Source organism: Calothrix sp. CCY 0018, from assembly GCF_963920925.1.
Lineage (GTDB): Bacteria > Cyanobacteriota > Cyanobacteriia > Cyanobacteriales > Nostocaceae > Rivularia.
Window position 1 is genome coordinate 1 of sequence record NZ_CAWUDI010000061.1, and the last position, 23,069, is coordinate 23,069.

Here is a 23,069-nt window from a genome sequence, read left to right on the forward strand (position 1 = left end):
CCAACACGTTTTTTGCATGAATTTTTAAGCTCTAAAAAGGTACAGAGTCAACAGCTTAGGCTAAAGCCCTTACTACGAGCTTTTATCCTGCACTTCTTGATACTGTCTGTCTTTAGATTCGCGATATTTTTCTACGGTGCGTTTTGTCGCAGTTGCATTATAATATTCTTCGCCTTTTTCGGAAAGCAATCTTTCTTTGACTTTTTTACGTAGATTAGAAACTATTTTACCGTTAACTTTACGTGTTTGCGACCAATCTATTATTGGTTGCGGATAGTAACTATTATTCATGTAGTCGCCAGAAAGTATTTCCGGTAAGCTATAACCGCGCAATTCTTCAATCCAATGGTAAATAAAGTTTAATTCGGGATCTCGATCTTTGATGTTTTTAGTCGGATTATAAATACGGAAGGTGTCGCTGAGGGGATTGGTAATTCCTGCTTGCATTTGCCACTGCCAATTATTGATGGCTAAGTCTCCATCTACTAAATAATTCATGAAGTGTTTAGCGCCATGATGCCAGGAAACACCGCAGTTTATTGTTAAAAAGGTAGCACACATGGCCCGCATTCGGAAGTTCATCCAACCCATTCTTTCTAACTGACGCATACTTGCATCTACCATTGGGAAACCTGTCATTCCTTCACACCAAGCTTGAAATAATTCTTGCTGTTGAGATGTTAATTGATCTGGTTTATAATATTCGTCGAATTCTGGGAAACGATTGGTGTAAGCTATTTCTGGATGCGAGTATAAGCGTTGAGTAAAACTATCATGCCATCGCAATCGATCTCTAAATGCTTTGAGGGAAAATCCCGCTTTGGGTTGTTTTGCTAATTCTTCGGCACGTTTTTTAGTTTTTTGGTATATCGTGCGCGTGGAAACTGTACCGAAGGCAAGATGCGGTGATAGGTGAGATGTAGCTCTTTTCTGTGCCATCCAAGGGCGAGATAGTTTCCAATGATATCCTTTGTATCTACTTGAAAGAAACGAATTTAATACTGTAGTTGCTTCTGTTTCTCCACCAGGAAAATAAACTTTTTCTGTTTCCCAAAAAGCCCGATATTTCTGCTTTAATTCTTCTATTGTCAGTTGGGGTACGTTTAAAGATAATTGTGGTGTGTTGATATGAGTTGGAGTTAAATGTAAAGTATCTCTTTGATAAGAGTAATATTCTTTAAACCATTCTTCGCGATTTTCCCTATGTTGGATAAAGGTGCTTAAACCGATGTGACATTCCGTCTGCTGCTGTTGGTAGAAATCTACGATTGATTTATCTCTGGCAATTCCATATTCTACCTGTACGTCGCGGTTGAAATACAGTTTGGGTTGATAGGATTGCTGTTGTAATTCGCGGGTAAGTTGTTGCAGAATATCTGCCGCACTTCCTTCAAATAAATACAGTTTGCCACCTAATATTTTTAGATTTTCGTCTAAATTTTCTAAAGATTCAAACAAAAATCTGACTCGCGCTTTACCAACATCTTTCCATTGATAAAACCAAGGATCGATTATAAAGCATGGTAAAACTTCTGCATTGTTTGCAACCGCTTTAACAACGCTTTCGTTGTCGCTTAAACGTAAGTCTCGACGGAACCAAATTATGTTCATGTTCGGTTATCAGTTATCAGTTATCAGTTATCAATGACCAATTATCAGATGTGAGCTTGGAAGGTGTAGATTAAAATTTTTAAGATAAACAAAATATACTTATATTTATGGATTTTAAATATAAATTATCAACTGTCGAGAAGTAATAATAAACTATAATTCATTTATTCTATTATAGCTGTTTTTATAGTTTTATACAAAAAAAACGATTACACTTAAATATTAAAACTTCTGTATTTATTCGAGGCATACTGTATAGATTTGAATCAATATTCATTTGTTCAATTATGACGAAACTAAAGTAAAGTGACCAATTTAACTGACATAGTTTACATTTTGTGGCGATTCCCAATCTTGATTTTTATTCTTAGTTATTTACTTTTTTATCCTTGATGTGAGAATATTAAAAAATATCAAGACGGTTGAAAATATAAATTCTTGCTTAATGACAAATAATAATTGCCAAGGAACTTTCCAGGGAGCAAAAGGACTCGAACTGTACTATCAAAGTTGGCATCCTCAAGGTTTAACAGAAGCCGTTTTAATAATAATCCACGGGCACGGAGGGCATAGCGGCATTTTTCCACAGATGGTGGAATATCTAATCGAGCGTAATTACGCCGTGTATAGTTTCGATCTGCGTGGTAATGGGCGATCGCCAGGGCAGCGTGGCTATATTAATAGTTGGTCAGAATTCCTTATTGATTTAAAATTATTTGTAGATTTAGTCAAAGCTAAAGAACACGATCGAGATTTATTTATTATTGGTCAAAGTATGGGAGGAACAATTGCTTTAGACTATGTTTTACGAGAAACTTCGCAACTCAAAGGTTTAATATTATTGGCTCCAGCTTTAGGATTAGGAGTAACTTCGTGGAAGTTATTAGCTGGTAAAATATTGTCGGGTATTTTGCCTCGTTTCTCTTTAGCTACGGGAATAGATTTTAGTGCTGCTTCTCGCGATCCAAAAGCAGTAGCGGCTTGCAAAGAAGATCCATTACGTCATAGCCGAGGTACCGCTAGATTAGCGACAGAATTGTTAAATACTATTGAGTGGATTGAGGCTCATATCGCAGAAATAAAAGTTCCTCTATTAATTCTTCATGGTGGTGCCGATACAGTCACATTACCTCAAAGCAGTCGAATTTTTTTTGAACGCTTAACTTTAGCTGATAAAGAAAGACAAGAATACCTCGGTAGCTATCACGAGCTTCACAGCGATATTAACTACCAAGAGGTACTAGAAGATATGGAAGATTGGATACAAAGACATCTGTTGAGTTCGAGAATAATAAAGTAAGGCAATAGGGAACAGGGAATGGGGAGTAGGGGAATATCTAACAGGATGCGCGGAAAAATATTATGTTTTAATTCCAACACCTCGGAAACCTAACCCCCCTGCCCCCCTTCCCTCATAGGGAATGGGGGTAATAAGCCTCTCTCCTTCTAGGAGAGAGGTTTGGAGAGAGGTTCCGAGCATAGTTATTGACGCATTCTTACATCCTCTAACAACTATCAACTAACAACTAAAATATGCAACGCGCTCAACCAAAATTAAGTTTTATTCCTCCAAATTTCAACTCTTTAATTCTTCGGCTTGTTCATTGGATGCTGCCTGTTTTACAAAGATTTCGCTTGCAACCTTGGCTACCAGCAGGAATTAAGGAAGTTGAAACAAGAAATAAAGAAACTTTAGTTAATATTTATCATCAATTCCAAATTGGAAAAATTCGCCTTATCTTTGCCTTTCGTCATTGTGAGGTAGACGATCCACTTACTGGTTTATATTTATTTTCTCGCGAAATACCCAAAGTTGCTCGTCAAAATAAAATAAAATTAAAATCTCCGATTAACTGTCATTTTATGTATGACAGAGGTATGACAATTTGGGCTGGTGATTGGCTGGGTTGGTTATTTTCTAAGTTAGGAGGCATTCCCGTACATCGAGGTAAAACTCTTGATTTACAAGCAATAAAAAAAGTTAGAGAAATATTAATTAACGGTCAGTTTCCTTTGGTAGTTGCTCCTGAAGGTGCGACAAATGGGCATAGTGAAGTTATTAGTCCACTAGAACCTGGTGTAGCTCAATTAGCGTTTTGGTGTGCGGAGGATTTAGCAAAGGCTAATCGTGTTGAAAAAGTTATTGTTCTGCCTATTAATATTCAGTATTCTTATATTAATCCTCAATGGTCAAAACTCGATCGGCTGTTAAGTAGATTAGAAGCTGATTGTGGTTTATCACAACAAACTATAGAAATTGCTAATACAGAACCAGAACAATTATATTTAAAGCGTTTATTAAGACTGGGAGAATATCTTCTCGGAGAAATGGAACAGTTTTATCGTTGTTTTTATCATCGTGATTTACCAGATTTTTCTGAAGATTCTGTTAGTTTAGAAGAAAATCTCACAGCTAGACTGCAACAATTATTAGATGTATCTCTAGAAGTAGGTGAAGAATATTTTGGTATTAAGAAAAAGGGAAATGTAATAGAGCGCTGTAGACGTTTAGAAGAGGCTGGTTGGAATTACATTTATCGCGAAGAATTGAATAAATTCAAAAATTTATCTGCCGTGAAACGAGGCTTAGCAGATTGGATTGCCGCAGAAGCCGATTTAAGAATGCTGCATATGCGTTTGGTAGAATATTTTGTCGTCATGACGGCTACTTACGTTAAAGAAAAACCTAGTTTTGAAAGATTAGCCGAAACAACCTTAATTTTATTTGATGCGATCGCCAGAATTAAAGGAAATAAAAGTCCTCGTCGTCCCCGGTTGGGATTGCGTAAATCTACGGTGACTGTGGGAGAACCAATTTCGGTGAGCGATCGCGCTACCGTTTATCAACAAAGCCGTCAGGGTGCAAAACAATCTGTAGCTCAATTAACTCAAGATTTACAAACGGCTTTGGAAGGAATGGTTTTTTAAGGTTAAAGGTTAAAGGTGATAACTCCGCGCCTCCTAACTCCTAAAAGACGTAGCACTGCGGAGTCTCTACACTGGTAACTGATAACTGTTCACTGATTCCTAAAGTTTGTATGCTTATTGAAAGGGATATTGAGATTTTTTTATAAGCTCGTGCAAGAAGATTTTAGATTAATAGTTGATTTGGTTTCGGTTCTCGCTGTTGCTGCGGGTGGGGGACTGTTTGCTTCGCTTTTGGGTTTACCCGTGTTGTTGGGGTATCTCGTGGGTGGGATGATTGTAGGCCCTACTGGTTTTGGATTGATTAAGGAATTTATTCAAGTTGAGACGTTAGCGCAGTTTGGTGTTGCTTTTTTGTTGTTTGCGCTGGGTGTGGAGTTTTCTTTTGCGGAACTTAATAAGGTTAAGAAAATTAGTTTGGGTGGTGGCGGTTTAGAAATTATTTTGACGATCGCAGTCACGACTTTGGTGTCGGTGGGAGTTGGTTGGGTAGATTCGCCGGTTCAAGGGGTGTTTTTGGGGGCGATTTTATCTTTGTCTTCGACTGCGGTGGTTTTGAAGTGTTTGATGGAACGCAATGAAACGGAAACTCCCCACGGACAGGTAATGCTGGGAATTCTGGTGGTGCAGGATTTAGCGTTGGGGTTAATGTTAGCAGTGTTACCCGCTCTGGATCGTCCAGCGGAAACTCTTGCTATAGCGGTATTAATGGCGCTGTTAAAAATTGGTTTATTTGCTGCGGGTGCTGTAGCTACAGGTATTTGGTTGATTCCATCTTTGTTGCGGTTGCTGGCTCAAACGGAAAGCCGAGAGTTATTTTTATTGGGTGTGGTGGCTCTGTGTTTGGGAATCGCTTTATTAACTGAAGAATTGGGACTTTCCATTGAAATGGGGGCGTTTGTCGCCGGGTTGATGATTTCCGAGGTGGAATACGCCGACCAAACTTTAACTTATGTGGAACCCCTGCGGGATATTTGCGCCAGTTTGTTTTTTGTGGCGATCGGGATGTTGATCGATCCGGTATTTCTATGGAAGCATCTGGAATTAATTTTAGGATTGGTGGCGTTAGTATTTATTGGTAAATTTTTAATTATCACTCCTCTAGTAAAATTATTCCGCTATCCGCTGAAAACAGCGATAATTGCGGGCTTGGGATTGTCTCAAATTGGGGAATTTTCCTTTGTACTTGCTAGTGAAGGTCAAAAGTTAGGGTTGGTATCTCGTAAAGTATATTTACTGATTTTAGGTACGACGGCAGTAACATTAGTGATTACTCCTTTCGTGCTGCGATTGGTACCAATTTTCTTTGATTGGGCTGAAACAATGCCTTGGTTAAAGCCTTATCTCAACGGTGAAGGCAAACCCCTCGAAGTAGCCGACGATTTACCGATAAAAGATCATGTAATAGTTTGCGGTTACGGAAGAGTAGGTCAAAACTTAGTTAAATTATTGCTTTTCCATAAACTTCCTGTAGTCGTTATAGATCAATCCGAAAGAGTAATTCAACAACTGCGGGAAGCTAAAATTCCTTACGTATACGGCAACTGCGTTAGTTTTCACGTCTTAGAAACAGCAGGAGTAACCCAAGCCAAAGCAATGGCGATCGCGCTTCCCGATCCAATGAGTACTCGTCTTTCTCTACGGCGCGGTTTGGAGTTATTTCCGGAATTAAATATAGTTGTTCGCGCCACAAATAACAAAAATATTGAAGCACTTTACCAATTAGGAGCGCGAGAAGTCGTACAGCCAGAATTTGAAGCTAGTTTAGAAATGGTTTCCTTTGTATTAACAGATGTCGGCTTATCACCAACGGCAGTACAGCAAGAAATCCAAAAAATTCGTCAAAGTCACTACTTAGATTTCCGCCCCGAACAATCGGCATCCGAAGTAGCCCGCGATTTACGACGAGCCACAGCCGATTTAAACAAACGCTGGTACCCCCTACCAACAAACTCTCCCCTAATAGGAATGACCTTAGAACAAGCCGATATGCGCTATCTAACCGGCGTGAGCCTGATGGCAATTAAGCGTACTAGCGGAGAAGAAATAGATTATCCCGACGCAACAACAAGTTTAGAAGAAGGCGACAAGTTTTTAGTAGTGGGTTCATCCGAAGAAATAGCCGCCTTAGACGAATTCGCATTAGGAAAAGCAACCGTACCCGGAGAAAACAGCGCTTGCCAGTGGGTAAAACTCAGCGCAGAATCCCCCATACTAGGTAAAACCCTTAGCAACTTAGACATCCGCAAACAATACGCGGTAGAAATACAAGCAATTAGAAGAGAAGGAAAATTTATTCGCTATCCTAACGGCAAAACCAAACTGCAAAACCGCGATCAATTATTATTGTGCGGCAGATTATCAGCTTTAAATAAACTAGAAGAACTATTTTCCCCCCCAACTAACCAGGCAGCGTTATCAATTCCAGTAGTCAAAGCCGCAGAATTAGAAGCACTGCGCGAATATTTGCCGCTTGATGAGTTGAGGGAATAGGGGATGGGGGGATGGGGAGAAGGGGAGAAGGGGACAAAGGGGACAAGGGGAGAAGGGAAAAAGAATAAATAATTATTGCCAATTACCAATTACCAATTACCAATGCCCAATTCCCAATTACCTATTCTCCAATTTTCAAATAGGCGATCGCCTGCTTCCAAACGGTGGTTTTTTGGTTGTCTGCCATGATGCAGAAACACTGTAAGTCTTGCCATAACAATTTTCCGGCTATGACATCCCCGGTTATTAGCTTTAATTCAATTTGGGTGTTTTCTTGAATTAATTTTTGAACTTGCTTGATGCTTGGTAGTGAGGTATCGAATTCTGTCAACATTTTGTATATGAATGGTAGATAGTGGATAGTTGATAGTGGTTAGTGGATAGTAGTTAGTGGCTTTAACAACTAACAACTAATAACTAACTACTAACAACTAATATCTGTAATAATTCATCTCATAGACAAATGGCAATTAATTTTACTAAGTATCAGGGTTTAGGTAACGATTTTATTTTGATTGATAATCGCTCAACTTCAGAACCGGCGGTTACTCCAGAGCAGGCAGTTAAGTTGTGCGATCGCCATTTTGGTATCGGTGCTGATGGTGTTATTTTTGCCTTACCTGGGGGAAATGGCACTGACTATACTATGCGGATTTTTAATTCTGATGGTTCGGAACCGGAAATGTGCGGCAATGGTATTCGCTGTATGGCTGCTTTTCTGGCCGAATTAGAAGGAGATACTAAAAAAAGCGATAAGTACAAGATTCATACTTTAGGTGGTACGATAACACCTCAATTAATGTCCGACGGGCAAGTTAAGGTGGATATGGGAATTCCTAGATTGACTGCTGATGAAATTCCTACTACTCTTGCTGCTGAAAATGAAAAGGTAGTTAATCTAGCTTTAGAAATAGCGGGTAAATCTTGGGATGTCACCTGTGTAAATATGGGCAACCCTCACTGCATTACTTTTGTAGAAGACGTTGCAGCAATTGAATTAGAAAAAATCGGCCCTCAATTTGAACATCATCCAGCTTTCCCCGAACGAATCAATACCGAATTTATTGAAATTGTTAGTTCCAACTACGTAAAAATGCGCGTATGGGAACGCGGTGCAGGTATAACTTTAGCTTGTGGTACTGGTGCCTGTGCTGCCTTAGTAGCTGGAGTATTGAATGGGAAATGCGATCGAACAGCCACCGTAGAGCTTCCCGGAGGCCCCTTATTAATAGAATGGTCAGAAATTGACCAAAGAATCTATATGACGGGGCCTGCCCAAAAAGTCTTCACTGGCAAACTTTAAATCAAAACAGCCACTCATGTAGAGACGTAGCAGTGCTACGTCTCCCAGGATTTATGATTATAACTACATATATTTGATAAATATTCTTAATCCCAATATCTATTTATCAATTAACTTAAATACCAATTCATCGGAATTTCCCGAAAATAGCAGAAACCGGATTAATTATACAAACTTTAATTCTATTTACGTAATTTTTCTCCCACAGTATATAAATATCAAAATTTAAAATAGATAGTGTTAATAAAAATACATCACAGATATGAAAATCAAACCTTTAAATATATTTTTGTTGGCAGCAATTGCGGCACAGTTGATCGGTTTCATCCCAACTAAAGCTGAAGCCGCTAAAAAATCTGATCATGCCGTAAAAGTATTTAATACCGAAAAACAGGCAAGAGAATATATTTGTGAACCTTTAAAGGGTAATGATAATTCCTTATGTAAAATGGCTTTACAGAAAATAGGTTCTAAGAGATTTTCTCAACTGGGGCAAACAACAAAATCGGCACCTAAAAAAGTAGTTAAAGATATGCCAGGAGTCTGTAAAACAAAAGTAACAAATACTTTAAAATCACCAGCTTCAGCAAAATATCCTAGTAAACCGCAAACAAGAGAAATCTTTCAAGGTATTTATGTTGTAACAGGAAAAGTAGATTCCCAAAACAAATATGGAGCGCTTTTAAGAAAAGGTTATCACTGCTATATGTATTACAGTTCTGATAACAAGCTTCAGTTAATGGGGACTCGGCTGCTTGAATAAATTATTAGATATTTAGTTACTTGATAGCACCGATTTATAATCAAATAACCCTACCGTCTTAGTTACAGTAGGGTTGTTTTACGTTGATTCTTAAATATTTTCTACTTCACCTTTACAATTACTAGTTTTGTGCCAATTATCTCCCGCATTCACATCATTAGATTGAGCAACAAATTCAATATTTCCTTCTTGATCTACAACCAAACCAGTAGCTTCAAAAATTGCTTTTGGAGAATTCTTTTTAACTTGAATACTTGTTTTTTTATTAGTATCAACAGCATTTAAACTACGCAAATCTTGCCATAAGTTCATCCTTCTAATAACAGTTTCGGCATTATAAGGTAAACCACCTTTACCTACAATTGCAAAATTATTTCCTCTGTTAGCACTACATCCACTTTTCATTGTTTGAGTACTATCAATTACATTTATTGGTAATTCTGTAAAACTTGAATTGGGGTTAATTGCTGGGTTATTAATTTCAACTGTACCGCTAACGCCAAATTGAGAACTAGCAGTAATATCACTTTCTGTAGTTAACTTATCTCGAAGCTCTAAACCGAATAAACCGCTCGTATGAATGTTAATATTTCCACCGTTACCTTCTACAGCATTAGCAATAATATCGCTGTTTTCTACACCTGCAATTACTGATGAATTGATATTGATATTACCACCGTTACCTGTTCCCAAAGATTCAGTAGAAATAAGACTTTTATTTCGTAGTATTAAACCATTTTTAACTTGCAAATCAATATTACCCCCCGTACCAGATTGAGTTGACGCGGTAATTTTTCCTTTGCTATTGAGAAGAATAGAATTAGCGTTAATATTTAAAATTCCACCTTTACCAGTGCCATCATTCTTTACAGTTACTTCCCCACCATTATTAACTTTTAAAATGGGTGTATTTATATCTACGTTTCCCGAATCTCCGCTGGGTATAGCAGCTAATCCAAATAATTGCTGTAAGGATTCATCTACAATATTGGCGCTGGAAACGATTAAACTAGGATTAACCGAATTCGCTACGGTACCGCTTACTTCGATAAAATCTGTAGCTTTAATAGTTACGCTTCCTGATTTTCCAAAAGCAAGTGTAGAAGAATCGACTCTACCACCATCTTCAAGTATCAAACTTCCGGTATTGACAGTTAAATTACCTGCGTTTCCGATTCCAAGTGTTGAAGCGCTCAAACCACTAGGTGTAAAACGATCAAAATCGAAGCCTTTGAGTTTAATCGATTCGGAATTGACTGTAACATCTCCACCGGAGCCAATTCCTAAAGTAGTAGAAGCTATTACTCCACCATCGAGATTTGTTAAGTTTTTAACTGATATAGAAATATTACCGCTATTACCAGTAGCGTAGCTAGGAGAAGCTATGTATTGAGACGCAATTGATAAATCTTTTGCATAAATATTGATATCTCCGGCTTTTCCCCCAGCAAAACTGTAGGTTAAAATGTCACCAAAATGAATTGGATTTGTAGGTGAACTTTTTTTAATTTGCAATGATTCAAAAGCATTTATCGTAATGTTACCTCCTTTTCCTGAATTAAAGGTTTCACTTGATATTACACCCCCGTCAGACATCAACAAGTGTGGAGTTGAAATACTAATTTCCGCAGCATCTCCCTTTTCTAAGGTATTAGTCAAAAATGCACTAGTAAAATTATCATCCGAACTAGTTCCTATTACTTCAATTGATTCTGTTGCATCTATATTTAATTTTCCTCCCGATTGCAAACCGCGACTTTGCACAAAGACTTTTGAACCATTTTTAATATAAATATTTCTTGCTTGTAACTGAATCGAACCGCTTCTTATACCACTTGCATCAGCTAAAGCTTGGGAAGAAAACTTTATATCGCCAAAACTTTGTATATCATCTTTTTTATAATTTAAACTCCAACTTTGTGAATTAGAATTAATCTTAACTAAACCAGAATTCACACTTGCTAACTCAACTCTTCCCGAATCTGCGGCTACTATACCTCCATTTAAAAATACTTCACCACCAACTAAAGCTAAAGTATTTTCCGGTTTAACTCGCAAACCATTGATATTAGTAACGACAAAAGGACTAAATAAATCCCTGTCATTAGAAACAGCGGTGTAACCATCACCTTGCACTTCAATTGCTGCCGAATTACTCCCCATCTGTAAACCTAAAGGTAGGTTAATACTTAATAGTGGTGGTGTTATCGTATTGATCGCGCTAAATTCAATATCATCAGCAAACTTAATACTTTCAGCAGTACTGCCAAAAAATGAACCACCGATATCTAACCGCGCATTTTTACCGAATACAATACCGTTAGGATTAATTAAAAATAAATTTGCATTACCATTCGCTTTTATTAATCCATCAATATTAGAAAGATTTCCTCCAGTTACCCGATTAATGATATTAACTACATCAGTGGAATTATTGAAAACCGCAGAGCCACCTGTAGGAATGGAAAATTCTTTGAAGCTGTGAAATAAATTGTTTCCTATACGGTTTTTGTTATTAAAACTATCAATCGTAAAATTGAGATTGTCTGTAGTTGTAACGCGAGTTGGTAAAGTATCATCTTTGATTACTTGAGCATAAGCTGAAGCTTGTAAAAAGGAAATCGCTAGGATTCCCAAGCAGCAAGGAGAGTGAAAAGCTTTTTTGAGTGAGGAAAGAAACATATATAAAAATGGTAGTAACCGACTTTTATATATGATTCCCAGTTACAAATTAAAAATTAAAGTAAATTTGATATTTGTCTAAAATCAGTAATTGTAGGCTGCGTTATCACGACAGCGTAACGCACCTAAATATCCTTTAAGAATCCGCAAATTTAGGGAGACGTAAAATTTTACTACATCATTAATTTGTTCGCCAGTAAATTTATAATTATTCCAATTGAAATTCATCAAATTTAACCACTTTATCTTGAGGTTTAGTCGTATCAAAATAATAACTATCAACCGTACCATTACCAGTATCTAAAATACTAAATACAGTTATTTCATTACTGGCAATATAAGGCATTGGTTTCCCATCTTCGCCGGTTAAGGGTTTAATTGATGGCGTTATCGGTTCTAAACCGTTTGGGTTGCCGACTTCTATATATTTCTCTTTGTATTCTTGAGGTACATTGCGTTTCTTATCACCTAAAAAAGCACCGTAAGTGTTACCAACATTCGATGATTCTAAAAAATGCATTCCCGATTCGCTCTTAAATCTATTCCATAGATGAGAATGTCCGTAAAATACTAATTGCACGTTATTTTGTTCTAATAAAGGTACAATATCCCGAATTAAAAAATCTTCTTCAAGGGGATATTCGTAACGTATATTTGTGATTTTTCCGCTATCATCTTTTTCAATTTTTTGTACTGGATTGGTATAAGCTGGAACAATATTATCACCTAAAGAGTGAACCGGATGATGGAACATGACAACTTTGTATTTTGCTTGCTTAAATTCCGGACTATTAAGTTCTTCTACCAACCAATTATACTGAGTGCTTCCTTTATCAATTGGTTCAAAAAGATGCTGTGCGTAACCCCAATTTTCCGGGTTATCAAAATCAGCTTCTCTTTCGCGATATTTACCTTTGGCATCGGGTTCTAAACTCGGTACTCGCCAGATATTTGTGGCATAAAGCACCACTAAACGCACGTCACCGAAAGTTGTTGCATAATACTTTTCTCCCCCAGATTTACTTTCAGGTAAACTAAAAATCTCTTCGTAGGTATCGGTATTAAATGAATTTGCTTTCAAAGACGATTCACCATACAAATTTTCAGCTACCTCGCGAGGAATTGGATCGTTAAATTCACCATCCAAATCATCACTTTTCCCTCTTCTTCCCATCACTTCATGATTGCCAAGAGCCGTAAAAAGAGGAGCATTTTGAATAATTTCGCCGCCAGTATAATTGGTTTTTACCCCTTCCTTAGCAATTTCATAATTAGCTTTACCTTGAAAAGCCGGGAAGAATGCACCACCGCGATTATCATCAAACCATTCGCTAGCTCGATCTGGTATATTAATCAAATCGCCAGCCATAAATACCGCATCAATATCTCCAACTGTTTCCTTCGCCTTTTGTAAATTCGCTGCCGTCATTGGTTTAAGCTGATGATCGGAAGTAAGCAGAATTTTTAATGGTTTACCTGCTTGAGGTGCAGACGCGAGGTTATAAATTTTACTTTTTGCATTCCCAGCATTTTCATGTTTACTAATTACTTGATAGTCAACTTCTTTACCTGGAGTTAAACCCGTAATTTCTGCTTCATGTCGCCAAATATCGCGTTTAACGGGTTGTTGATATTGTTTATCTTTTGTTTGATTTCCAACTTTGGATTTTTGATCTTCCCTAGTATGACTTAACTTAATAGTTGTAGCTTCGGTAGTTTGTTTGAGATTTTCACCGTAAGCAACCGTATTTTTTTCACCAGGATACTCGGTAAACCAAACAACTCTCACCGAATTTTCGGTTGGTAACTGTAAAAAAGGTTCTGTCAGCAGCATTGAAGCTTTATCAGCAGGTTGCGAATTCGGTAAGCACCCATATATTAAAGTAAAACATAAAACACATACAAATACAGATGCTAATGGTATCGGACGATTTTGAAAGCGTCTAAACATTATTAATTTCCTATCATCTATAGTTTTGTAGAAACAATTAATTGATAATTGTTTCTTATAAATGTAGTTTATGTGACGAAGAAGCTTTTGAATTTTTTATAGTTTGTAGTAAGCACTTTAGTCCTTATATAGCCGTTTTCAGTTGGATAGAATATAGTTTTGACCTCTCTCCAAACCTCTCTCCTGCGAGGAGAGAGGCTTTAATTTTTGCTCCCCTTCCCTTGCAGGGAAGGGGCTGGGGGTTAGGTTTATATTGGACTCAACCGAAAACCGCTATACTAAGAGTTAGAGCTACTTACTACGAACTTTTTTAAGAAACTCCTTCCAACACCATTCGCGGAATTAATAATTCTTCTTTAGATTCACCAATTCCTAAGAAAAGTCTTTCTTCGTTGTAAATTCTTGCTATTTGCGATACCTGACTATCTAAGGAAATTTTCTGCCCTTGGCACCATCTCCGCGCCTCTGTTTCAGCTAAGGTTATTTCAGGAAGATGCTGCAAAGGTGCATCAGCAACCATCGGTTGAAATTCTTCGGCTTCTAACTTTGCTTCCAACTCAGCTAAAGTGATGCTATCTGCCAAATTAAAACCGCTGCTAACAGTACGCTGTAAAGCTGCCAGAGTTCCCCCCGTACCTAATACTGCACCTAAATCGCGGGCGATCGCTCTAATATAAGTTCCCCCACCGCAGGCTATACTCACATCTAATTCTGCGAAGGTACCTACTCGCCAATCTAAAATATCAATATTAAATACTTCCACATTACGCACGGGTGCTTCAACTTTTTCACCGAGGCGTGCTAAATCGTAAAGTCGTTTTCCATCAACTTGAATAGCGCTGTAACTCGGCGGAATTTGTTCAATTTTACCTTGAAACTGCTGCAACACCGTTTTTACAGTTTCCAAACTTAACTCAGTTACAGGTTGTTGAGAAATTATTTCTCCTTGTAAATCATCAGTCGTAGTTTGTACCCCCAACCGAATCGTAGCTTTATAAGCTTTATCGGTAGGGAGATATTGTAACAAACGTGTTGCTTTACCAATGGCGATCGGTAAAACACCAGTAGCAGCAGGATCTAAAGTACCCGCGTGCCCAACTTTTTTGATCCGCAAAAGTTTGCGCGTTTTCGCCACGCAATCATGAGAAGTCCAATCAAAGGGTTTATCGAGATTTAAGAAACCAAACACGAGTCAATTATCAATGAACAATTATCAATTATCAGTTAATACGGGATTTATTTTACATCTTGCACCATTATCGTTAAGCCCACATTTCACGGAAAACAATTTCAGGGCTGCATATACGAAGTGCGTTAAAACGCACTAAAAGACTTATTTAGTCGTCTTTAGGCGACTTGGTATGTGAGCCTTGGAATAAATTCCAAGGCGGTGTTGAAAATGGTGCAAGATGTAAGATTTACGCAACTTTTAAGTTCGTAGTAAGGGATTTAACCCTCTATCTCTTATTGTTCATTGATAATTGTTCACTGTTAACTGCTTTGGCAATCTCAGTAGTAGTTAAGTTCTCAATTAGACTTAAATCCATAGATTTTGTAGAGATACTTTCTGCGTAAGCTGCTGTAAGATAAGGACGATATTGTGAGTTTCCAGATACATAGCTTTGAAAGAAAGGTAAACTCAAAACTTTCATGTAGCTTTGTGCTTGTTTGGGATTATCACCGATTAATTTCGAGGGTATTCCAACTTGCTCGGAACTAGCTTTGCCATCACCGATAGTGGAAAAGTGAGTTGCACCCTCAAGCTGGACTAAATATTTGTGCTGATTCGCAATCCAGGAGAAAGGTAAAATTTGTTCGTATAAAGCTGGTGCAACGGTATCTTCGCTGCTTGTTACCATCATCACCGGAGTTTTTATTTGACTTAAGCCGGTTTTGCCAAAAATGCTGCTGGTTATAGGGTTCACCGCGATTACAGCTTTGACTCGCTCATCGTATAAATTATATTGCTTCACTGATTTGTTAACTTGCAATTCCTGAATTCGACATTGCAACAGTAAAGACATATTCCAGGTTTGTTTTAAAGCTTTTTGGTTACAATCTTGTTCTATTTTCTCTGAGTTAATTTTTGCACCCGCTAAGGCTAAAGCTGTATAGCCACCAAAAGACTGCCCAAATACTCCAACTTGCTCTAAATTTAAACGTTTCTTAAAGCGGGGATCGCTATTGTTGAGTTTCTCTAATTCATCAAGAACAAATTTAACATCCAAAGGACGATTGATAAATTCTTCCGGTTGTGCAACTTCGGAAGCACTACCATTCAATAAAGATTTTATTTGTTTGGTATCGCTACCGGGATGATTGGGAACAACAACAGCGAAACCGTTTGTTGCTAAACGATCGGCTAAATATCGAAAATTACTGCTATCGGTACCTATACCGTGTGAAATCACAATTACGGGTACGGAGGAGGGAATATTAGGAAGATAAATCTCGGTTGATAATAACCTTCCACGGATTACATCAAAAAATTTCAATGTTTGCTTTTTGGTAACAAACTTTCCCCTACGATTTAAGTTAGGTAAATTATCGACGCTGACTGCTGTTTCAACTGTTTGTTGAGCAGTTTGAAATCTAGCTTCCGTATCAGACTTAGCAGAAACTGCTGCGACAGCCTTATCAGTTTCGTTTACTAATGTTTGTAATTGCTCTGCTATCTGCAATGTACGCGCTAAATCGATATCCATGCTGGAGCTAGGATACGAGCGCAATACATTTAATAAAGTTAAACCTTCCGGGCGCTCGGCAGCTAGAATTAAAGCCGATCGCAAAGCATGAAATTCGGACTTACTCTCACCCGATTCGGTTTTAATTACTTCCCCTAACCGTCGCAACATAAATTCCCCTTGCGAGGTATAAAGAAACTGCGAAACCGCTACGGGATGTACTTTGATCTGACTTGTTAAAACTTGGCGTAACTCTGCTATTTGTTCCGATTTTAAATACCGCGTATACACGGCAATTTCTTCGCCAATTTCGCCATCAAGGGCGAATTTTTCTAAAGCAGTTATAGAAATAGAACGTTGAAATGCTGAATAAGATGCATAAATTCGTTCCGCAGTCCAACCATAATTACTGATACCAAATATAGATAGCAATACAGATAGAACCAGCAACAGCCAAGATTTTCTCAGGGTGCTAGTCCACTTACCAAACAAACTGTTCATCACTAGATAGTGTCAAAAAAGATGTGCTTCAAATAGGTAGATTTGGTAGCTCAGACACCCTAGATAGCTTTTAGTTTTTAGCTGTTAGCTGTTAGCTTTTAGCTTTTAGCTTTTAGCTAGAAGTGGGTTAAATACCCCACAGAAAAGGGACGGTGTAAGCCGTCTTGTTAAGGTTTAAATCCCCATCCAATTGCCAACAGAAAAGCTGATAGCTAAGAGCTAATAGCTAATAGCTTTTAATATTATTTGCCTTACTAATAACGTATCGATTTAGTTGTGAAGGTAGATAGGTAGAATGCTGTTTTACATCTCAACCGTATTTACAGGTAAGTTGAATTACTTACTAATAGATAGATTGAATTAGTTTTTTGATGTTCACTATGACATGATAGCAGATAAAATAAACATCTGCTTGCGTAGGTTAAGTTAAACTTTAAAATAAAGATAAATGATGATTTTAATTACACGTAGAAGTACCGAACAAAATCGAAACTTATTACCTTTTCCCCAATGCAATCGCCGTAGAACCACATACAACTAGAATAGCTCCGACTATTGCTAACAAAGTAAAATGCTCGGCAGCAATTAAATTTGGTGATAATTCCGATACGAAGTAAGATGATAATAATGTTACAAGAGGAGCTATAGCTAATACTGCACTAACTCGCGATGCTTCCCAATGTGCTAATGCTTCAGCAAAAGCACCGTAAGCAATTAGAGTATTTAAAGCACAGAAAACCAGCATACTAGTTTGCAAGGAATTAAGTGTAAAAATTGTTTTAATACTGGCAAAAGGCGTGAAGATTAAAGCACATCCCCCATAGATCATCAGCATAATATGAGCGGAAGATAAACTTTGCAAAAGCTGTTTTTGAGCTAAAGCATAAATAGACCAAGTAAAAGCAGCTAGTACAACTAAACCACTACCAAATACATATGTTGTTTGAGCGGTAATCAAATTAGATAATTGTTCGTTAAAAAATATAACAAAGCCGATAGTAAGAATACTTATACCGATCCACTGATACAAGTTATAGCTTTCTTTAAAAATGACCAAACCCCCGAAGCCCAGTAGTAAAGGGGCTAGCTGAATCAAAACTTCAGCGTTTGCAGGGGTAGTAATATCCAAACCTTTGACAAATAAAATGTAGTTCATTGCCAGAAAGATAGTTGCAATAGCTACCAGCTTCGGGGAAGTAGAACGTAATTGTGAAATACTTGGTAAATTCCCGCGACACATTAAATAAATTGCCAGCAAACAGAAAGATCCCAAAAAGCGAAACCAAGTCAAGGTATATACATCCAATCCTTGTAGCGTTATCGACAAGGAAATTGGTAAAACACCCCATAAAACAACCGTTAATAAAGACAATGCCAGCCCGAAACGCCAGCGCCCAGAAATTTGATGCATAAATCGATTTTGGATTTTAACAACGGATGCGTGTCTTTTGGATTTTGGATTGGAAATTGAGAATTGGTAATTGGTAATTGGTAATTGAAAACTCCCCCCATCTCCCCATCTCCCTATCTCCCCCTACTCCCTACTGCCCATTCCCTATTCCCTAATTTGTGTAAAATTGTATAATTCTTAACTGAATATTTACCTTCACTTCCGATCCTCAACTATATTTAATACATCTACCAATTCAGGCTATTGTTACCGTACCGTGATTAGGAGACTTTTAGATAATTTCCGTGTTGCGTTTTTAAATAATAAACCGGGTAGTTTGTCGGAGAGGGATGACACTGTAGCTCCTCAAGTTGCAGATAGCACCCGCGATAATTCTATTCAAGATTCGACTCCAACAAGCTGGTGGAGAACAATTTTTGTTACCAGTTTGGGCGTTACTGTTTTGGTTTTAGGGGCACGGGAATTAGGCTGGTTGCAGCGTTGGGAATTGCGTGCTTACGATCAAATGATGCTTATGCGCCCTCCGGAACCACAAGATGATAGAATTTTGCTGGTAACGCTAACAGATAAAGATTTACAGCAACAAAAAGATGTACTCAGCAATGAAACTATTAATCAAGTATTGAAAAAAATTCAATCTTATCAACCGCGTGTTATTGGTTTACATAATAGTTTATATCAAAAAAATACCCAAAAAATTAACTTAGAAATAGGGATACCCAAAGATAATATTTTTGCTGGTTGTGTATTTAAAGGTATAAACGAAGCAGAAGCAGAAATACCACCACCGCCTAATTTTACTAAAGAGAATACAGGTTTTACCGATTTAATTCCCGATGTCAATATTGATGGTGTTGTTCGCCGGGGCTTACTATTTTCTACAGCTTTTCCAAATAGTAAATGTAATAGTTATTACTCTTTTGCTACCAAACTTGCGGTCAATTATTTAGCCAAACAAGGGATTGAATATAATTTTCCAGGTGAAATTTTTTCTTTAAATAAAGTGCCTTTTCCTCGTTTAGAAAAAAACTCTGGTGGGTATATAAACCTTGATAGGGGTGGTTCTCAAATTTTAATTAATTATCGCAATCACAACAATGTTGCCAAGAATATCAGTTTTACGGAAGTTTTAACAGACAAAGTTAATCCAAATGTAATTAAAAATCGTTTGGTAATTATTGGTACTAGCGCTCGCAGTATTGACCGTGGGTTAGATGCTCCTTATAGTATCTCTGGAGAAAAAATATCAAAAGTTTCTCCTGTATTTATTCACGCACAAATCAGCAGTCAACTTATTAATGCGGTATTGGATAATAGACCTTTAATTTGGTATTTTCCCGAATGGCTGGAAGTTGTATGGATATGGGGTTGGTCTTTATTTGGTGGCGTTTTAGCGTGGAAAGTGCGAAGACCTGCATTTTTATTAATAGTATCAGGTGTTACTTTATCTGGTTTAGTAGTTATTTGTTATCAATTAATTGTACAAGCTGGTTGGGTTCCCGTAGTACCTCCAGGACTTGCTTTAGGTTTTACTGCTATTGGCGTATTAGGCTATACGAGTTATCAAACACAATTACAGACAAAAGTTATTCTTGTACAAGTTGAAAAACAGAAGGAAGCGATAGAACAATTAAATACACTTTTAAACGAAACATCTGGTATTCAAGACACCCCTCGGATACAGCCTTTAGCTTTTGCTGCTGCTGTTTCAACTTCTTCCTCTCCCTTACTTAGCAACCGCTATAAAATAACTAGAGTTCTTGCTCAAGGTGGTTTTGGTTGTACATATTTAGCTAAAGATACTCAACGCCCCGGTTTACCAACTTGCGTTGTCAAACAATTAATGCCAGCTAGAAGAGACACTAGATTTTTACAAGTTGCCAGAAGATTGTTTGACTCAGAAGCAGAAATTCTCGAACTTTTAGGAAAACACGATCAAATACCAGAACTGTATGCATTTTTTGAAGAAGAAAAAGAATTTTATTTAGTACAGCAATTTATTCCCGGACATCCTTTGACTGAAGAATTACCGCCCCATAAGAATATAAAAAGCGAGTCTTATGTTATTGATATGCTCAAAGAACTGTTAGAAATCCTCGCATTTATTCATCAACGTCAAGTAATTCATCGCGACATTAAACCAGCGAATATTATTAGATGCAATCAAGATAATCGCTTGGTAATAATTGATTTTGGTGCCGTAAAACTAATGCAACCGCAATCAAAAGAACAAACCGAATTAGCCACCGTAGCCATTGGTACGCGGGGCTATACACCAGCAGAACAATTTGCAGGGCATCCCCGACTCAGCAGCGATATTTATGCTTTAGGTGCGATCGCCATTCAAGCATTAACCGGATTGCTTCCCCACGAATTGCAACCACATCCCGACACGGGAAACCTAGAATGGCGAGAATGGGCGCAAGTCAGCGATAAATTTGCAGAAATCTTAGATAAAATGGTGCGCTATCATGCTTCGGAACGTTATAAATCTGCTGTTGAAGCGTTGGAAGAGATTAAATCAGTTAGCAGTTAGCAGTTAGCAGTTATCAAATTTTGGATAAAATGGTGCGCTATAATGCTCACGAAAGTTATAAATTTTTACTTTGTAGTTGTTATTGTATAACAACTGCTTGAGAGTCTCGATTTAGTTCAAAGTTTATTCAAAATTTAAGAGAGCGGGAATTATTGATATGGTTTCTTCAAACTGCCGTATAGGTATTATTGGTGCTGGAACATCGGGAGTTTATCTGGCAGATTTACTAATACAGCAAGGATACCAAGTTGATCTGTTTGAGAAGGGAGAATACCCTCGTACTGATGGATGTGGGATTTTTGTGGTTCAAGCTGGAATGAAAACACTCTATCAAGGAAATCCTCAAATCTGCCAGAAGATAATAGATTCGGGTTCTCCTGTAAAAAAATTTGAGTTTCGCAATTTAAAAGGTGGATTTATCAATTCTGAAACCGTAACCTACGAAGAATCGGAGTTACCAGGAATGTTGGTACACCGTAAGGCAATTTTAGAAGCTCTCCTAGAACCACTACCTCCAGAATGTCTGCACTTAAACGCTGAATTTGAGTCTGTCACACAGACTAGTAACTCAGTAGTAGCTCACTTCACTGATGGTAGTAAATGGGAAGGTGACATTCTTGTTGGTGTGGATGGAATTTACTCCAAAGTCCGCGAGTTTGTAATACCAGAAGTAGAATTGTTTTATTTAGGTGATATTGTGTGGAGGGGGATAGTTTCAGGTAATCAGTTCTGTCCCGAAGGAAATTTTATTGTTTATGTACGTGGACGGGGAATTTACTCTAATTTCTTTGATATTGGGAATGGTTACACTCATTGGGGTTTCTTTCTTGAAACGGAACAAGAGGAATCTGAAGTCGGAGCATCAAGACCCAATAATATCAATATTCCTACTGAAGAATTAGCTAAATTACCAGATGAGCCGCGAGCCGTAATTGAATCAACTCCACCCGAACAAATAACTTGTCGTTTCTCCTACGATATTAGCCCCTTATCACGTATGTACAACGGACGAGTCGTGTTAATTGGTGATGCTGCCCATGCTAAAAGTCCAACACGTGCTAGAGGAATGACTTCTGGTTGGGAAGATGCGCTCTCGTTATCGCACCATATTGCAACTAGTAATAGTATTGCAGAGGCTTTGGAAAACTTCCAGACCCAAAGAATGCCCATAGTTCATGAGTATCAAAGAACTAGCCGCGAAATGAGCTTAAAAATTGGTCGGAGTGGGAAAAGAACAGCAGCAATTTAATGTTCGTTTTTAATTTAATTTTTTTTAATTTTTTTTAATTTAATTTAATTTAATAAATCGGGTTCATTCCTGATTTTTTCTCAAAAATCCTGTAAATCTTCGATTTTTAATTCATAAAATATGAGGTTAACAAATTCTATGAATCAAATAAGTCAACAAATAGTCCCAGAAATTTTTAAACGTCACATTGGAACCTGGAAAGGTGAGTACATAAAAACTGATACCAAAGGACATTTTCAAAGCAGTTTTTTAGGAACTTTTACTATCGAGATTCAGGGGAATACCTATCAACAAGTTAATCAGTATGAATTTCCAGATGGAAAGCAAGTGACTCTTAATTTTGAAGGAGAATTTAACAACGGAATTCTGACATTGAATTCTACCAGCTACTTTGACTTCCAAGCGATTGCATGGGATTCCGGTGAAAATACCATCGCCTTTCGGGCAAATAAAACTCAAGATGGAAAGCTGATTACTTTCATGGAAACAGTAAATTTACTTGCTCCAAATCATCGAGTTCGCAGTACTCAGGCATTTAAGGATGGGGTATTTAATGGCATATCATTTATTGAAGAAACTCGTCTTTCTCAGAAATTTGCAAACGATTCTTTGGAATGACACAAAACCAACTTACCGCTCTTTTAATGCTCGTATAAACAATCAAAAGATTAAAGCCGCAGGTTACAAATTGATTCATCCCGATACTATTATTTGATGTTAATATTTGATGTTAAATAGTTCGTAGGTTGGGTTGAGGAACGTTCACCGTAGGTGTGCCGGAGGCACAACCCAACATAATCTGGAAAACTCAACGAAATAATTCAAATCATGATAATACTCGCTTGATCCAAAAATTGATATTGGATAATTCATAAAATCAAAATACTGATGTTGGGTTACGATGCAATATAAATTGATCGGTTAGTTGTCACTATCGTCGCGCATCTAACCCAACCTACC

Annotated in this window: 15 protein-coding genes; 8 read left to right on the forward strand and 7 right to left on the reverse strand. The window is 37.6% G+C overall.

All coding sequences use genetic code 11. The annotated features are described in order from the left end of the window. Nucleotides 1–72: 72 nt before the first annotated feature. Nucleotides 73–1,611: an FAD-binding domain-containing protein gene (locus ACM03V_RS30325; RefSeq protein ID WP_414624529.1), complete on the reverse strand. Its 1,539-nt coding sequence runs from the start codon at nt 1,609–1,611 to the stop codon at nt 73–75. A 445-nt stretch (nt 1,612–2,056) separates the two neighbouring features. Here ACM03V_RS30325 and ACM03V_RS30330 point away from each other — a divergent pair, with 445 nt between their 5' ends. The 3 genes from ACM03V_RS30330 to ACM03V_RS30340 all read left to right on the forward strand — a co-directional run bounded on the left by ACM03V_RS30330 (nt 2,057) and on the right by ACM03V_RS30340 (nt 7,029). Further along, nucleotides 2,057–2,911 carry a lysophospholipase gene (locus ACM03V_RS30330; RefSeq protein ID WP_414624530.1) on the forward strand — a complete coding sequence of 285 codons (855 nt, stop codon included), beginning with the start codon at nt 2,057–2,059 and terminating at the stop codon, nt 2,909–2,911. Between the two features lie 233 nt (nt 2,912–3,144). Further along, nucleotides 3,145–4,539: a lysophospholipid acyltransferase family protein gene (locus tag ACM03V_RS30335; protein WP_414624531.1), complete on the forward strand. Its 1,395-nt coding sequence runs from the start codon at nt 3,145–3,147 to the stop codon at nt 4,537–4,539. A gap of 150 nt (nt 4,540–4,689) precedes the next feature. Then, a complete protein-coding gene (locus ACM03V_RS30340) occupies nt 4,690–7,029 on the forward strand; it encodes a cation:proton antiporter (protein ID WP_414624532.1) in 2,340 nt (779 codons plus the stop codon). A gap of 121 nt (nt 7,030–7,150) precedes the next feature. On the opposite strand, the gene ACM03V_RS30345 is transcribed toward ACM03V_RS30340, so the two are convergent. Continuing rightward, the gene (locus ACM03V_RS30345) at nt 7,151–7,363 is read right to left on the reverse strand and encodes an Hfq-related RNA-binding protein (protein WP_414624533.1); all 213 of its coding nucleotides are present in this window, start codon (nt 7,361–7,363) and stop codon (nt 7,151–7,153) included. Between the two features lie 129 nt (nt 7,364–7,492). Between ACM03V_RS30345 and dapF the strand changes: the two genes are divergently transcribed. Both dapF and ACM03V_RS30355 read left to right on the forward strand, forming a co-directional pair. Further along, nucleotides 7,493–8,332, forward strand: coding sequence for a diaminopimelate epimerase (gene dapF / locus ACM03V_RS30350; RefSeq protein WP_414624534.1), 840 nt, complete (start codon nt 7,493–7,495; stop codon nt 8,330–8,332). 262 nt (nt 8,333–8,594) lie between these two features. Continuing rightward, complete coding sequence (locus tag ACM03V_RS30355; RefSeq protein ID WP_414624535.1) at nt 8,595–9,095, forward strand: hypothetical protein; 501 nt, start codon at nt 8,595–8,597, stop codon at nt 9,093–9,095. A 90-nt stretch (nt 9,096–9,185) separates the two neighbouring features. Here ACM03V_RS30355 and ACM03V_RS30360 read toward each other — a convergent pair whose 3' ends face one another. The 5 genes from ACM03V_RS30360 to ACM03V_RS30380 form a co-directional block, all read right to left on the reverse strand. Beyond that, entirely contained in the window at nt 9,186–11,777 is a 2,592-nt protein-coding gene (locus ACM03V_RS30360; protein ID WP_414624536.1) for a filamentous hemagglutinin N-terminal domain-containing protein, read from the reverse strand. Nucleotides 11,778–11,985: 208 nt separating this feature from the next. After that, nucleotides 11,986–13,728 carry a purple acid phosphatase family protein gene (locus tag ACM03V_RS30365; RefSeq protein ID WP_414624537.1) on the reverse strand — a complete coding sequence of 581 codons (1,743 nt, stop codon included), beginning with the start codon at nt 13,726–13,728 and terminating at the stop codon, nt 11,986–11,988. Between the two features lie 310 nt (nt 13,729–14,038). Next, the gene (gene truB, locus ACM03V_RS30370; RefSeq protein WP_414624538.1) at nt 14,039–14,917 is read right to left on the reverse strand and encodes a tRNA pseudouridine(55) synthase TruB; all 879 of its coding nucleotides are present in this window, start codon (nt 14,915–14,917) and stop codon (nt 14,039–14,041) included. A 268-nt stretch (nt 14,918–15,185) separates the two neighbouring features. Then, a complete protein-coding gene (locus ACM03V_RS30375; protein ID WP_414624539.1) occupies nt 15,186–16,913 on the reverse strand; it encodes an alpha/beta hydrolase in 1,728 nt (575 codons plus the stop codon). Between the two features lie 496 nt (nt 16,914–17,409). Beyond that, entirely contained in the window at nt 17,410–18,324 is a 915-nt protein-coding gene (locus ACM03V_RS30380) for a DMT family transporter (protein WP_414624540.1), read from the reverse strand. A gap of 256 nt (nt 18,325–18,580) precedes the next feature. Between ACM03V_RS30380 and ACM03V_RS30385 the strand changes: the two genes are divergently transcribed. The 3 genes from ACM03V_RS30385 to ACM03V_RS30395 all read left to right on the forward strand — a co-directional run bounded on the left by ACM03V_RS30385 (nt 18,581) and on the right by ACM03V_RS30395 (nt 22,727). Further along, nucleotides 18,581–20,860 (forward strand): CHASE2 domain-containing protein, encoded by a 2,280-nt coding sequence (locus ACM03V_RS30385; protein WP_414624541.1) that lies wholly within the window; start codon nt 18,581–18,583, stop codon nt 20,858–20,860. A gap of 157 nt (nt 20,861–21,017) precedes the next feature. Then, entirely contained in the window at nt 21,018–22,109 is a 1,092-nt protein-coding gene (locus ACM03V_RS30390; protein ID WP_414624542.1) for an FAD-dependent monooxygenase, read from the forward strand. Nucleotides 22,110–22,247: 138 nt separating this feature from the next. Beyond that, entirely contained in the window at nt 22,248–22,727 is a 480-nt protein-coding gene (locus tag ACM03V_RS30395) for a DUF3598 family protein (protein ID WP_414624543.1), read from the forward strand. Nucleotides 22,728–23,069 lie beyond the last annotated feature (342 nt).

Coding starts and splice junctions, on each gene's coding strand:
- ACM03V_RS30325 (WP_414624529.1), bottom strand. CDS start 1,611: ATGAACATAATTTGGTTCCGTCGAGACTTACGTTTAAGCGACAACGAA.
- ACM03V_RS30330 (WP_414624530.1), top strand. CDS start 2,057: ATGACAAATAATAATTGCCAAGGAACTTTCCAGGGAGCAAAAGGACTC.
- ACM03V_RS30335 (WP_414624531.1), top strand. CDS start 3,145: ATGCAACGCGCTCAACCAAAATTAAGTTTTATTCCTCCAAATTTCAAC.
- ACM03V_RS30345 (WP_414624533.1), bottom strand. CDS start 7,363: ATGTTGACAGAATTCGATACCTCACTACCAAGCATCAAGCAAGTTCAA.
- dapF (WP_414624534.1), top strand. CDS start 7,493: ATGGCAATTAATTTTACTAAGTATCAGGGTTTAGGTAACGATTTTATT.
- ACM03V_RS30355 (WP_414624535.1), top strand. CDS start 8,595: ATGAAAATCAAACCTTTAAATATATTTTTGTTGGCAGCAATTGCGGCA.
- ACM03V_RS30360 (WP_414624536.1), bottom strand. CDS start 11,777: ATGTTTCTTTCCTCACTCAAAAAAGCTTTTCACTCTCCTTGCTGCTTG.
- ACM03V_RS30365 (WP_414624537.1), bottom strand. CDS start 13,728: ATGTTTAGACGCTTTCAAAATCGTCCGATACCATTAGCATCTGTATTT.
- ACM03V_RS30375 (WP_414624539.1), bottom strand. CDS start 16,913: ATGAACAGTTTGTTTGGTAAGTGGACTAGCACCCTGAGAAAATCTTGG.
- ACM03V_RS30380 (WP_414624540.1), bottom strand. CDS start 18,324: ATGCATCAAATTTCTGGGCGCTGGCGTTTCGGGCTGGCATTGTCTTTA.
- ACM03V_RS30390 (WP_414624542.1), top strand. CDS start 21,018: ATGGTTTCTTCAAACTGCCGTATAGGTATTATTGGTGCTGGAACATCG.
- ACM03V_RS30395 (WP_414624543.1), top strand. CDS start 22,248: ATGAATCAAATAAGTCAACAAATAGTCCCAGAAATTTTTAAACGTCAC.